Source organism: Sporosarcina sp. Y1009 (assembly GCF_057669865.1).
Genome location: NZ_JBYHFO010000003.1, coordinates 80,621 through 94,013 on the forward strand (window position 1 = coordinate 80,621; position 13,393 = coordinate 94,013).

Consider the following 13,393-nt stretch of genomic DNA (forward strand, 5'->3'; position numbering starts at 1 on the left):
TAAGTTTTTTGTTTAATCCAGAATATTATTTAACGAGTTCTGAAAACTCATTGCAAATAATTAACGTAAAATGGGAACGCGTTCAGTTGAAGATAACATTATCAATGAAAAAAACAACCACCAAAACCTTAGAATTCTATTTATATCACCCACAAACAGAAAGAACGGTTTATTTCCAGCAAGTTGAGCATATCGGAGAAATGATTCATTTACGTATCAATCTATCAATCGCTTGGAAGGAACAAGCGGCGGTTCCTTCCGGGCGATGGCTCCTCGTAGCCAATGACACGATGACAGGAGAAGTTTCAGTAGCTACAACTAAATCATCATTAATAGACTTTGTCACAACAGACCGCGATCAAAACATGAATCATTATCGAAAAGTGTTTAATCCACATTCTAATAATTATTACAGTGTGCGTCCAATGGCCATTGATGGCAATCAATTATTCTATCTCGCGGTTTACAATAAACAAGAACATGTCAAATCTGACCGCGAAATTTCTCGGGAAATATATCGAAAAAAGAGGAATGAACGTAGTTTAAAGGTGAGACGAAAAATATTCGATTTCGTTTATAATCTGTCCGGCAAACTTTTTGGCATAAAGGACAATCAAATCCTATTCACATCAGATTCAAGGGCTGAAATTGGTGGCAATCTAAAATTTGTTTACGACAGAATGATGAAAAGAAAACTAAATGAAAACTTTGAAATGAAAATGCTTTTTAAAGAAAACATTACTAAAAGACGTAATATCCTAGACAAATTCAAATTACCTTATTATCTCGCAACATCGGGAACGATACTCGTAGATGATTTTCATCCGATGCTTTACGATGTTAAATTCGAGAAATCACAAAATATCATTCAACTATGGCACGCTTCGGGACCCTTTAAAACAGTCGGGTATTCACGAGTGGGCAAGCCAGGTGGACCAAATATCAATGCCAATACCCATAAATTATACACCAGTGCAATCGTCGCGTCGGAGCATTCGACACCATTTTATGCGGAAGCGTTTGGCATGCAGGAAGCAGATGTTTACCCGACTGGCATTCCGAGAATCGATCCTTTCTTTGACGAGTCATATAAAGAGAAGATTAGAAGTAAAATGTACAAGGCCTTCCCAAAAGCAGAGGCAGCAGACAAAGTCATTCTGTTTGCCCCAACCTTTCGGGGAAGTGGGCCGAAAACCGCTTATTACCCAATGCTTCAAATCCATTTGGACAGTCTTGCGAAGTATGCACGGGCAAATAATGCAGTGATTATCTTCAAGCTACATCCATTTGTCCGAGAGAAAATCGTCATTTCCGAGAAGTATGAAGATGTCTTTATCGATGCCTTTAATTACCGAGAAATAAATGACATCTTACTCGTGACCGACGTGTTAATCACGGATTATTCCTCAGTCGTATTCGAATACGCCTTATTGGATAAACCCATGCTGTTCTATGCATTCGATTTTCATCAGTATATTTCAAGTCGTGACTTTTATGAAGGTTTTCAAGACTTCGTACCGGGGAAAATTGTCATGAATTTCAAAGAACTGATGAATGCCTTAGAACAACAAGACTACGAAATGGAAAAGGTCCAACAGTTTCGAGACAAATATTTTAAGTACCAAGATTCAAGTTCAACGGATCGAGTGATTGACTGGTTAATCTTAGATCGGTTTCCACAAGACATTTCGCGGGGACCAAGACAAAAGAGAGTAAAGAAGAAATAGGAATAGGGGTGGGGAAATGATTTCATTAGTCTTATTATCGAGTGGTTCAGGCTCTAGAATGGAAAACAGCGTTCCAAAACAATACTTAAGCTTAGGTGGAAAACCAATTATTATCCATACGTTAGAGCGTTTAGCGAAAGTGGAAGAAATCGATGAAGTCATTATTTGCTGCACGGAAACGTATATGGAACATATTGGCCAACTGATCAAAAATCACTGTCCACAATTGAATTATAAATTGGTCGAAGGGGGACAAACGCGTCAAGAATCGACTTGGAATGGCATACGAGTTTGCAAGAATAGGAGTGTCATGATTCACGAAGCAGCAAGACCCTTTGTAAAAGTAGAAGACTTCGAACGACTGGCAAGGGACGAAAACGAAAATGCGATTTACGGTATTGAAATTCCATTTACTGTATTAAAAGGGCGAACGCATATTGAAGAAACGTTAGACCGTGGGGAACTCGTAAATGTTCAATTGCCACAGAAATTTAACCGTGAAAAGTTAATGGATGCTTTCGAAAAAGCAAATGCAGAAAACAAACATTTTACAGAAGACGCAAGCTTGTATTTTGAATACAACCCAGACGATGCCGTAAAAATTATAAAAGGCACAGTCCACAATATCAAGGTAACCTATCCAATGGACCTATTAATTGGCGAAACCATTTACCGAGAATACGTGATAGGGAGTGAGACAAATTGACAACAGCAATTATAACGGGGGCAAGTCGAGGAATCGGACGAGCAGCAGCCATTGAAATGAGTCAAAATCCTGAAGTCGAAAACTTGGTATTAATCGCACGGGATGAAGAAAAACTTGCGGAAACGTTGGATCTGATAAATCCGCGCGTTCGTACACGGGCAATTGTCTATGATTTTGCGTCTCAAGAAGGAATTCCAAGTATGGTAAAAGAAATCTATGATGAATTCGGTTCAATCGATTGGCTGTTAAATATCGCAGGCTATACAGATCCGAAATCATTACTAGACACAACACGGGAAAGCATGCAAAGAACTTACAATATAAATGTCTTCTCTCTCGTCGAAATGACAAAAGAATGCGTAAAATATATGAAGCAAAACGAACAGTCAAAAATTCTCAATGTCGCCTCTACAGCTGGCATGACGCCGCGACCAGGATGGCTCTCATACGCATCATCGAAATCAGCCGTCATCAGCATCTCCGAAACGCTTGCACAAGAACTATCGGAGTATAATATCCTAGTCTACTGCATCTCACCCGGTCGGGCAGCAACCGATTTACGAAAAAAACTCGCGCCCGAAGAAGATCCATCAACCATCATGCAACCAGAGCATGTCGCGAATGTAATTGGCAACCTAATGCGAATGACCGAACACTGCCTAGATGGACAAAATATGGTGGTACGGAAACAAGTGAAATAAAAAAACTGGACGCTCGGTAAAAATAGAGCGTCCAGTTTTCATTTATGAGTCGAAGGTCAGTTTAGCTTTTGTAATTCCTCAATTTTTACTTTATCAAGTTGCGTAACTTTCGCAATTAATTCAATTGGCAATTTCTCTTTTAGCATTTCAAGTACAACCTTCTCAATGCCACATTCAATCCCTTTCCGAATCCCTCTCTCTTCCCAAGAATTCGGCAACTGTGTAAACTTTTTTGGATCCTCTTGTTGGCTAATTTCTGGCATGAGTTCAGCCTCCTCATTCTCATCAAGCCCTGGTTAAAAAATACCCAATGTATAATTGCTTTCACATTAGGTATCATCCACGACTTGGGTCAGTTAAGCTTTTGTAATTCCTCAATTTTTTCTTTGTCGAGTTGCGTAACTTTCGCAATTAATTCAATTGGCAAATTCTCTTTTAGCATTTCAAGTACAACCTTCTCAACGCCACGTTCAATACCACGTTCAATACCACGTTCAATACCACTTTCAATACCTAGTTCAATCCCTTTCCGAATCCCTCTCTCTTCCCAAGAATTCGGCAACTGTGTAAATTTTTTCGGATCCTTTTGTTGGTTAATTTCTTGCATAAGCTTTGCCTCCTCTTTTTCATCAAGTATTAAATACTGTTCAAAAAAGCCATTGATAAATCTAGCACTTGCAGGGTCAAGTTCCATACTTACCATCATACGCAAAAATTCCATCTTCACTTGCACTTTTTCGGCTTCAGTATAGCCCATTTTACTGAGCAGAGCTGCGGCCACTGGATTTTTGGATTGCAAATAGGTTCGCCAATTCTTTTTCTTTAATTCTAACATAAGGAAATTAAATGTGAGCACTCGAAAGAAGGGAAATTCAATGGTAAATTGATCTTCTGGATTGCGGATTTCATCATAAGAAAAAACAGCAATTGGTAAAATTGGCTTTCGATATTTGTTGTAAAGCAAACTAAAGTAATTGTACATGCGTTGATGAAAGTCTTTATTATACGTGCTCTGCGGTTCTACATGGACGATGAAAAGTGTGTCCACGCTTTTCAACTTCGCCTCGATAACAATATCAACACGCCTGTTTTCACCTTTGAGTAAGTCTGTGAATAATTCCTCAGAGAGGGGTTTGATGGTCGTAAAGTCGATATCTGCATAAACTTCAGGGAAAAATACTTCCAGAAATTCAGCGAAAAAGTTGTTGATCAGTTCTTTGAAAAGTTGATCATGGTTTACATAAGCCTTCTTTTCTTCTCGAATCAAAAACGGTTCACTTGCCACAGCATAGGAAACTGAAGAATTTTTCGTACCCGCTAAAACAACCATACGAACACATCCTTTTCAGTAGTCAAGATGTAAGCTTTCCTATATTATAGCAAGTTCCGCGCAAAGGAACAAGCGTTCTGAATGCTGGCAGAAAATTTATTTCACCTACTAAACCGTTCCCCAATAACCCTTACCAAAAACACCGGAATCTTCAACATCCGCTTCGCACGGGTAGGCTGCGTCACCAATCGGTAAAGCCACTCCAAATTATTTCGCGTCCAGAACTGAGGCGCACGCTTCACATTCCCAGAAAGAACATCAAAACTACCCCCGACACCAACCAACACAGAAGTAGGGAACAAATCCTTATACTTCGCAATCCAACGTTCCTGTAGAGGAGCCCCCATCGCCACAAAAACAAAATCGGGCTTGGTCTCAGCAATTTCCTCCGCAACCATTGAGCCCTTATTCGTATAACCATCCATAAACCCAGCCACTTTTAACCCACGATACTGCTCTTTCGCTTTCTTCATAGCATTCTCAGCCACACCAGGTTTCGCCCCGGAAAAGTAAACCGTCTTCCCATGCCGATTCGCATACGCTAAAAAATCATGCATCAACTCATAACCCGGTAACTTTTCAGTGAGAGGAGTCCCCAAAATTTTAGAAGCAATGATCACACCAATCCCATCCGCCAACACATAATCTGCAGATTGAATAACCTCATGATAAGAAGTGGACTCCTTCGTCATCATAATAATCTCCGGATTAGCCGTAACAAAAAACAAATTCTTAACCGGCGCCTCAAAATGCGCATCTATATCTCTTAATAACTCCACTTTATTTATATTCGCAATCGGAATATCCAATATCCTAACCTTATCCATCTAGAAGAATCTCCTTCAAAAACAAAGTATAACTCCATATAGTTATACCATAATCCACCACTCAAAATCGACAAAACCTAGTCGATATATGTTCATAGACTCAATTTCATAATTACTTAAAGCAATCTATTGTTTATAGAAATATATAATACCATAGGATACATTCTAATTTTTTTGATTGGAACGGAAGGCGGCCCGCCCCACAGGAAAGCGTCCGCCTGGAGTGGAAATCAACACACCAGTTACACACCAGTTACACATCCCAGTTTCAACCTCACTAATTCACAACATACCGCACTAACCCCTTAACATTCGCATACAAAGCCGCATGCGTCCGGTCCGCCAAATTCAACTTCGCCAACACCTGACTCACATGCTTCTTAACCGTATACTCCGTAATATACAACTTCATCGAAATCTCCTTATTCGAATGACCCATCCCCAACTCAAGCAAAACCTCTTTTTCCTTCGGTGTCAACTGCTCAAACTGACCATCCACCCGAAGCGGCTTACGTAAATCTATCAATAAATCCATAACACCTGGATCATAATACTTCCGACCGCCAGCCACCACCCGAAGCGCATGAACCAGCTCCTCAGGCAACGCCTCCTTCAAAACATACCCATCCACACCCATTGCCTTCGCACGCTTAAAATCAGCCTCATCTGTAGAAGAGGTAAGAACAACAAACTTACAATCTAATTTCAATAGAAGCGCCTCCGCGATTAAATCCAAACCAGACTCAAACCCCAACCGTAGATCAATCAAAGCCAAATCAGGTTTTTGAGTCCTAAACAGCGCCATCGCCTCTCTATAATTCATAGCTTCTCCAATGACTTCTATGCCTTCCAAAGTCAGTATGGTCTTTAACCCTTTTCGAACTAACGGGTGATCATCAATGATAAGAACTTTCATATTATCCGATTACCTCCATCGTTACTTTCGTAGTATTGGGAATCGCTACATTCACTTCAGTACCGCCTTGAAGTCTTCTAGTTATCGAGAACGTACCGTCAAATGACCGGACAATTTTCTGCATATTGTGGAGGCCAATCCCTTTAACTTTCAAATTTTTCAGCGCATGAATACCAATCCCGTCATCCTGAATAACCAATACAGACTTTCCCTCAAGAAATTCTAATCTCACAACGATAACCCGACATTCTCCGTGCCGAACCGCATTCCCACAAGCTTCACTTATTATTTGAAAAATCCCTTGTTTTAACTCAGCAGGTATCGTAATCTCGTCTCCTATAAGTTGGTAGTCAATACGAATATCATAAAGTCGAGCAAAGTCATCTAAATAACTCTTTATGCGATTGAAAAATGGTTTCTCTTCTTTTTTAATAGAACTCAAACGATAAATCGCAGACCTAAGCTCTTTAATCGTTAAGGTGGCAGACTGTGAAAGAAATTTATACTCCTCATCTAATTCTTCTTTGGATAAAATGCTGTTATTAGCTTGTAAACCGTGAAGCGAATACACAATGCCAAACAATCTTTGCGACACACTGTCATGAATTTCATTGGCAATCCGATTTTGCTCCTCGATAATCATCGTTTGCGCAATCATTCGGTCCAAATATATTCTTTCAAGCATAATTTCACCAAGATCACTTAGAAATTCAAACTTTTTTATAAATAGGGAAGGGAGATCATCCATACTAGTAGCTGTAATCTGAACACCCAAAACACCAATCTTCTTGGACGATCTAATGACTCGCATTAAATAGATATCAGAATCTATCATGCATATGAACGACTCTCGCTGACCACGAATCGTAACCCATTCTTTCTTAAGACTCCATTCAAGATTTGGATTTTGAGAAGAAGTAGAAAGATAACTAGTCACACGATCTACATTAGTAATCCAAACAAAAGTAGCCTCTAGCTGCATGAATGTCAGCAAAGATGTCATCATTTCATCAGCAAGTTGCTGCGGACTATGCTTGGATGAAAAATTCCCCAAAAGGTGGTCAAGAGACATTATATGTTTAAGCGTCTCTTCATATGCCAAATTGGCCGCAATTAGTTCATGATTCTTAACGAAAAGCGCATCATGCTTATCGCTTAAATCCGAGCGATCTTTTAGTATTAAAAATAAACTCACGAGTAATGTGACCAGAAAACTAACAAGAAAAATCTGTATGTCTGAAAAAAGAGTGCTATAAAAAAGAACTAATGAGATAGATAGTAAAAGTGCAGTCAAAGAAATAAACCGCCTCAATAAGCCACCCCCGCCTATCGTAATAAAAGCCCAGCTAAATAGGACGAAAATCCTAAATTAGCCAGGCCGGTTGCACCAGTCACTCCGTACGCCCAAGGTGCCCAAATACAGGACGTACATCACAGTTTCCACACTTAATATTCAATTGTTTAACTCATTATACCCTAAGTAATTTCAGGTTTATGTCAGTTCATGACACGAGTTCAGTTCTAATTTTGTCGAATAAACTAAGATTCGTCTCATTACTAAGACCCATATCCTGTCCAGGTAAGTATTGCCTATCTAGTGTTCTCTTATTCGGGAATAAATTAAAAAAAGGAAGAATTGATGGACACACCATCAATTCTCCCGTTCAGTATAAAATCATATCAATCTAATTTCCATCTTCAGCTCCATTCGAAGTTGAAATTCCTTTCATTTGTTCAAGAGCCTGTTCGTAAATCGCATCAAGTGTAGCCGTGGTATAGAAAAGTAGACTTTCGATACCTCTTCCCGATAAGTGGATATTCGTCCTCAATAATTTTGAAATTTTGACAATAACCCACACTTTTCCAGCCGTCCCGAAAAACAAGGGTTACATAAAAATCAGGTACTCGAATAAGGCATAATTCAAGTTCACCGACAACTTCTACTAAATGTTCCATTTTTTAGAAAAAAACATAATCTGATAGGAATCTGCTATACTATTATTTAGCAGATTAGTGAAACAATACATCGACCTAAACGTCTGATATAACAAAGGAATATAGAAGAATTGAGTTGAGACGATGAAAAATAAACGAACGATGATCAAAGGAATTATACTAGTAGCACTGGTTATGGTATTGACCGGTTTGTTATTTCAACTTGACAAGACCAAAACCGCATCAAATCCAATCACACTGCCAGAATCATTTGATGAAATTGCTTTTGAAAGCATGAAAATCAATCCAGACTTAATTAAAGAAGAAATAGAAGAAGAAACGACCGACGAAATCGAAGAAGAAGAAGAAGAAACAACCATCCCGGTCGCACCAGAACCAGATTTATCCTCCACAATTGCAAATGCAAAATCTTATGTCTACACAATCGACTCCGATTTACAACAAGGCTCAGGTTTTCTATTTAATACAAAAGGGGATATCGTCACAAACGCCCACGTAGCAAAAGACGCGGGGTACATAACCGTTACGAACAGTAACGGCCAACAACTTAACGGCGTCGTCATCGGAATTTCCGACACAACCGACATTGCACTCATCCGTGTTCCAGACCTGGCAGGGAAAGAACCAATGGCCATGGAAACAGGAAAAGTCAACGTCGGCACAAAAGTCTTTGCCTTAGGAAGTCCAGAGAATATTGCCAATACGTCAACAGAAGGCACGATTACTGGATTCGGAAAAAGCTTCTTCGACGACTATGAATACAATAACTTATACGAAATGAACGCAAACATTAAACAAGGATCCAGCGGGGGGCCATTAATCGACGCCGAAACAAACAAAATCGTCGGCATCAACTCGCTCATCTTAGAAAACAACCCAAACATTGGCTACGCAATCCCAATGTACACAGTCATGGACCAACTCAACACATGGGCAGCAAATACAGGACAAGTTCTTGAAGACCCAGAGGACATGTACGATGTGGAAGGTGCATATCTCGACGACGAATTACTAAGAAGCTTCATCAACAGTTATTACGAGCTCATCCCGTATTCACTAAACGACATGAAACTCGAATACTACTGGACTTACTTACTACCAGGAAGCCAAGGAGAACAGATTGGTGTCCAACAAGTAAAAGATTTAGCAGGGGAGAATCGAGTCTTCCAGGCAGTAGATTCAACAATCACAAACGTCACGATTGGGGAAAATGAAGCAAAAGTACAAGCAAACGCGATTTTTACCTATCATGACACCGAAACCGACGAAGTTAAAACAATCGATTACGCAGCAACATTCACTGTGATCATCGACGAATACGGCGACTACGCCATAAAAAATATTGAACAATAATAAATGCCCAGTCGACGAAAATCGACTGGGCATTTCTATATTGATTATTTAAAGCTTCTATAACTATGGAAGTACTTGCTCCAATAAGGATCGCTCAAACTGCGAACGTGTACGTTTTTTCCACCAGCTTGGATGAACTGATTATTTCCGATGTAAATCCCGACATGTGAAATACCTGAACGGTATGTCCCAGCAAAGAATACTAAATCGCCCGGTTGTGGATTAGAAACTTTTGTCGTTGCTGCATATTGTCCAAGTGTATCGCGGGGAATACTCTTCCCAGATTGCTTGAATACATACTGAACGAATCCGCTGCAGTCAAAACCACTTGTTGTCGACCCACCATAACGGTAAGGCGTACCACGTAACTTCATTGCATTATCAATCACTTTATTTGAGAAAGTGCTAGTAGATGCTTTTTTCGTTGAAGATTTAGCTGTTGTTGCTTTTTTCAATAAATCACTTGAAACCCAGCCAGTCTTACCATTGGCTTTTACTTTGTACCAAGTAACTTTTCCAACTTTTTTCTGTGCAGTAGCTGTAACCTTCGTGCCTTTTTTAGCCGTCGTTACAATTTTATTCTTCGTACCCGCGTTTGAACGGATATTAGAATTATACTTTGTCGTAAAACTTCCTAGATTAGAAGTAGAAGCCTTTGGCGCAGCTTTCTTAGCAGGTGCTTTCGCTGTCGATCCTTTTTTCAATAAATCCCCTGAAACCCAGCCAGTCTTACCATTCGCTTTTACTTTATACCAAGTCGTTTTTCCAACTTTTTTCTGTGCAGTAGCTGTCACCTTCGTACCTTTTTTCGCCGTGGTTACAATTTTATTCTTCGTGCCCGCATTCGAGCGCACGTTTGAATTATACTGTGTCGTAAACGTTCCTAGATTACTAGTTTTAGGAGCAGCCTTCTTAGCAGGTGCCTTAGCCGCCGCTTTCGCTGGTGTAAGGAGAGAACTTAAAACCCAACCAGTTTTGCCGCTAACTTTTACTTTATACCAAGTTTCTTTTCCAACTTTTTTCTGATGAGTCGCAGTAGCTGTCGATCCTTTTTTCGCTGTAATGACAATCTTGTTCTTCGTACCAGCGTCTGTACGGACATTCGTATTATGCTTTAATTTGAAACTACCCGTTTTCTTACTCGCTTTCGTAGACGAAACCTGCGTCACCGCTTCGTAAGTATATGCCGAAGCTGAAACCGTTTCTACACTAGCTTGTCCTTTTGGAGCAGTCTCCTTTGCGTCGATTGTCGCGGTTGTGAATAAAAGTGAAGCTGCAGTTACTAGTGAAATGACAACTTTTCTCATTATTTCTCCCCTAACAAATGTTTTATTTTATATATTTTACTAATATTACGGTTAAATTTTCCTCTCCATCACTTTATAGGTAATTCAACCAGATGACAACGACATTTCAATTACAGTTATATTACAGTTGTGTTACAAACGATTCTTTTTGGAATAAATACTAGGATCTATGTACGTAGCGAGGGAGCCCTTTCTACCTGATTTAAAATACTAAGAAGTGTTAAAAATATTAATGCTAGGAGAAAAGGAACGCCTTTGACCTTCTTTTTCAAGTACATTTAATCTTCATTGAATCAATATACAAGATACATCTAAAACAGACCACTTAATATCCATGCTCGTTAGTCGAATAACCCGTAAGGTAGGAATTTTAAATTATTCCCCATATTTAGTGGCATCTAGTTGATTGGAGTGGAGGGCGGCGACTCCAATGGGAGTAGCGGGACAGGTGAGACCACGGAGGGAGCGTAGCGACTGAGGAGGAGGGAAAGATTGAACTGTATCTTTCCGCACTTGTCCGCCCGCCCCATGGAACTTGTCCGCCCGGAACGGAAATCAACAGTCCGACGGACACACCCTAAAAATACCAATCCCCTCCCATTTGTAATAAAACAAAAACATGGGATAATCGATACTATATAGAAAGAGGTGGCTCATCTTGCTTTCACTCACAAAAAAAATCCAACAACAACTAGAATCCCTATCCGCCGCTGAAAAGCAAATTGGCGAGTACATTATCCAACATCCACACATGATACCTAACATGACCACAAAAGAACTCTCCAATAAAACCGGGATTTCCGAAGCAAGCATCGTTCGTTTCTGCAAATCGATTGGAATGGGCAGTTTTAAATCCTTCAAACTTGCACTTGTCCGAGATCTGACCATCGAGGAAATGAACATCACGGACGTCACAAACTTACAAAAAAATGACTCACCCTACGACTTATTCCAAAAAGTAATCAAAGTAAATAAATTCGCCATCGAATCATGCACAGACGCGATGAGCAAAAAAGAACTCGATAAAGCAGTCGAAACGATTCAATCAGCAAAAAGAATCGTCTTTTTCGGTGTAGGCGGCTCATCAATCGCGGCAGTAGATGCGCATTACAAATTCACAAGACTCGGCTATCATTCCATTACATCACTAGACTTTCACCATCTACTTACGGTCATATCATATCTCCAAGAAGGAGACGTATTCGTTGCCATCAGCACATCTGGAATGACAAAAGATGTCTTAGAACTTGCCAGATACGCCAAGAAAAAAGGCGCAACCATTATTGCTATCACCAATCTAGGCAAATCATCCCTACATAAGTTGGCCGACATTAACCTCTGCACACCAAACGTAGAACAAGATTTCAGAATCGGTAGCATCCCATCACGTATGACGCAACTGACAGTCATTGACACGCTTTATATGAGCGTTTTCCACCAAATCGGCGAAAATATTATCCAACATTACCACGATGCAAGAAAAGAAATGGAACAACTTCGGCGTTAATGCAATTCCATTTTTTCTGTCATATGAAACCTAATTTCAGTAATATCTAAAATATATTGACATATAATTTCATAGGAGTACAATTAAAGCAACAAATAGTTTACTCAAGAGGTGATGGAATGCTAGAGAAATTAACAACCGAAACAAGAAATCAGAACACCATGCAACTAGATGCAATGACAACGAAAGACATCTTAAAAGTGATGAATGAAGAAGATCAAACCATCTCACAAGCAGTCAATAATGAAATCGATAATATTGAACAAGTCGTAAAAGCAGTTATCCATTCATTCAACAATGGTGGGCGCTTGATCTACGTAGGCGCTGGCACAAGTGGCAGACTTGGTATTCTCGATGCAGTAGAATGCGTACCAACATTTGGGGTATCTAAAAATCTCGTCCAAGGTTTTATTGCAGGTGGAATGGAAGCGTTTACAGTTGCGGTAGAAGGGGCAGAGGATAGTGTTGAACTCGGCAAAGAGGACATGAAATCCATCGACCTCACAGAAAACGACACGGTCATCGGCATCGCAGCAAGCGGCCGCACACCTTACGTCATCGGCGCACTCAATTACGCCAAACAACAAAATGCAACAACAGCAGCCATTTCTTGCAATAAAAACGCAGAAATCAGCAAGCACGCCCAACTGATCATCGAAGTCGAAACAGGACCAGAAGTGCTCACAGGCTCAACACGCTTAAAAGCAGGAACAGCTCAAAAGCTAGTACTCAATATGATCTCCACAGCATCCATGATTGGCATCGGAAAAGTGTACGAAAATCTCATGGTCGACGTCAAATCAACCAACAAAAAACTAACCGAACGCTCAAAACGCATCATCATGGAAGCAACCGGAGTAAATTACGAAACAGCCGCATCCTATTACGAACAAGCCCAGCACCACATCAAAACAGCCATAGTTATGATTCTCTTACAATGTTCATATAATGACGCAACAGACAAACTAAAAGAAACAAACGGCTTTGTAAGAGAATCAATAAAATAAGCACAATAAAGAAATAAATAGTGTAATCTGAGAAAGTTTGATTTCCACTACATTCC

The 13,393-nt window shown here is 39.9% G+C and carries 13 protein-coding genes and 1 riboswitch; of the genes, 6 read left to right on the plus strand and 7 right to left on the minus strand.

Going from position 1 to position 13,393, the window contains the following annotated elements:
- The first annotated feature begins 8 nt into the window (after positions 1-8).
- From AC25Y1_RS04905 to AC25Y1_RS04915, 3 genes are read left to right on the plus strand one after another with little or no spacing between them, the layout of a single operon-like run.
- Complete coding sequence (locus AC25Y1_RS04905) at positions 9-1,727, plus strand: CDP-glycerol glycerophosphotransferase family protein (RefSeq protein WP_488146835.1); 1,719 nt, start codon at positions 9-11, stop codon at positions 1,725-1,727.
- Between the two features lie 16 nt (positions 1,728-1,743).
- On the plus strand, positions 1,744-2,433 hold the full coding sequence (locus tag AC25Y1_RS04910) for an IspD/TarI family cytidylyltransferase (RefSeq protein WP_488146836.1): 690 nt from the start codon (positions 1,744-1,746) through the stop codon (positions 2,431-2,433).
- Complete coding sequence (locus AC25Y1_RS04915) at positions 2,430-3,134, plus strand: SDR family oxidoreductase (RefSeq protein WP_488146837.1); 705 nt, start codon at positions 2,430-2,432, stop codon at positions 3,132-3,134. Before AC25Y1_RS04910 ends, AC25Y1_RS04915 begins: the two co-directional genes overlap by 4 nt.
- Before the next feature lie 56 nt (positions 3,135-3,190).
- Here the strand turns inward: AC25Y1_RS04915 and AC25Y1_RS04920 are convergent, their stop codons facing one another.
- The 6 genes from AC25Y1_RS04920 to AC25Y1_RS04945 all read right to left on the minus strand — a co-directional run bounded on the left by AC25Y1_RS04920 (position 3,191) and on the right by AC25Y1_RS04945 (position 8,036).
- Complete coding sequence (locus AC25Y1_RS04920) at positions 3,191-3,397, minus strand: hypothetical protein (RefSeq protein WP_488146838.1); 207 nt, start codon at positions 3,395-3,397, stop codon at positions 3,191-3,193.
- Positions 3,398-3,486: 89 nt separating this feature from the next.
- Entirely contained in the window at positions 3,487-4,464 is a 978-nt protein-coding gene (locus AC25Y1_RS04925) for an Rpn family recombination-promoting nuclease/putative transposase (protein WP_488146839.1), read from the minus strand.
- A gap of 101 nt (positions 4,465-4,565) precedes the next feature.
- Complete coding sequence (locus AC25Y1_RS04930) at positions 4,566-5,291, minus strand: WecB/TagA/CpsF family glycosyltransferase (RefSeq protein WP_488146840.1); 726 nt, start codon at positions 5,289-5,291, stop codon at positions 4,566-4,568.
- 277 nt (positions 5,292-5,568) lie between these two features.
- A complete protein-coding gene (locus AC25Y1_RS04935) occupies positions 5,569-6,207 on the minus strand; it encodes a response regulator (protein WP_488146841.1) in 639 nt (212 codons plus the stop codon).
- Between the two features lies 1 nt (position 6,208).
- Entirely contained in the window at positions 6,209-7,501 is a 1,293-nt protein-coding gene (locus tag AC25Y1_RS04940) for a sensor histidine kinase (protein WP_488146842.1), read from the minus strand.
- Between the two features lie 73 nt (positions 7,502-7,574).
- A riboswitch (cyclic di-GMP riboswitch) is annotated at positions 7,575-7,658 on the minus strand.
- A gap of 234 nt (positions 7,659-7,892) precedes the next feature.
- Positions 7,893-8,036 (minus strand): hypothetical protein, encoded by a 144-nt coding sequence (locus tag AC25Y1_RS04945; RefSeq protein ID WP_488146843.1) that lies wholly within the window; start codon positions 8,034-8,036, stop codon positions 7,893-7,895.
- Between the two features lie 250 nt (positions 8,037-8,286).
- Here AC25Y1_RS04945 and AC25Y1_RS04950 point away from each other — a divergent pair, with 250 nt between their 5' ends.
- Positions 8,287-9,516 (plus strand): S1C family serine protease, encoded by a 1,230-nt coding sequence (locus AC25Y1_RS04950; protein ID WP_488146844.1) that lies wholly within the window; start codon positions 8,287-8,289, stop codon positions 9,514-9,516.
- Between the two features lie 44 nt (positions 9,517-9,560).
- On the opposite strand, the gene AC25Y1_RS04955 is transcribed toward AC25Y1_RS04950, so the two are convergent.
- The gene (locus tag AC25Y1_RS04955) at positions 9,561-10,823 is read right to left on the minus strand and encodes a C40 family peptidase (protein WP_488146845.1); all 1,263 of its coding nucleotides are present in this window, start codon (positions 10,821-10,823) and stop codon (positions 9,561-9,563) included.
- A 658-nt stretch (positions 10,824-11,481) separates the two neighbouring features.
- Here AC25Y1_RS04955 and AC25Y1_RS04960 point away from each other — a divergent pair.
- Together AC25Y1_RS04960 and murQ are read left to right on the plus strand one after the other, a co-directional pair.
- Positions 11,482-12,330 carry a MurR/RpiR family transcriptional regulator gene (locus AC25Y1_RS04960; RefSeq protein WP_488146846.1) on the plus strand — a complete coding sequence of 283 codons (849 nt, stop codon included), beginning with the start codon at positions 11,482-11,484 and terminating at the stop codon, positions 12,328-12,330.
- Positions 12,331-12,449: 119 nt separating this feature from the next.
- Positions 12,450-13,337, plus strand: a complete 888-nt coding sequence (gene murQ / locus AC25Y1_RS04965) for an N-acetylmuramic acid 6-phosphate etherase (RefSeq protein ID WP_488146847.1) — start codon at positions 12,450-12,452, stop codon at positions 13,335-13,337.
- Positions 13,338-13,393: the final 56 nt, after the last annotated feature.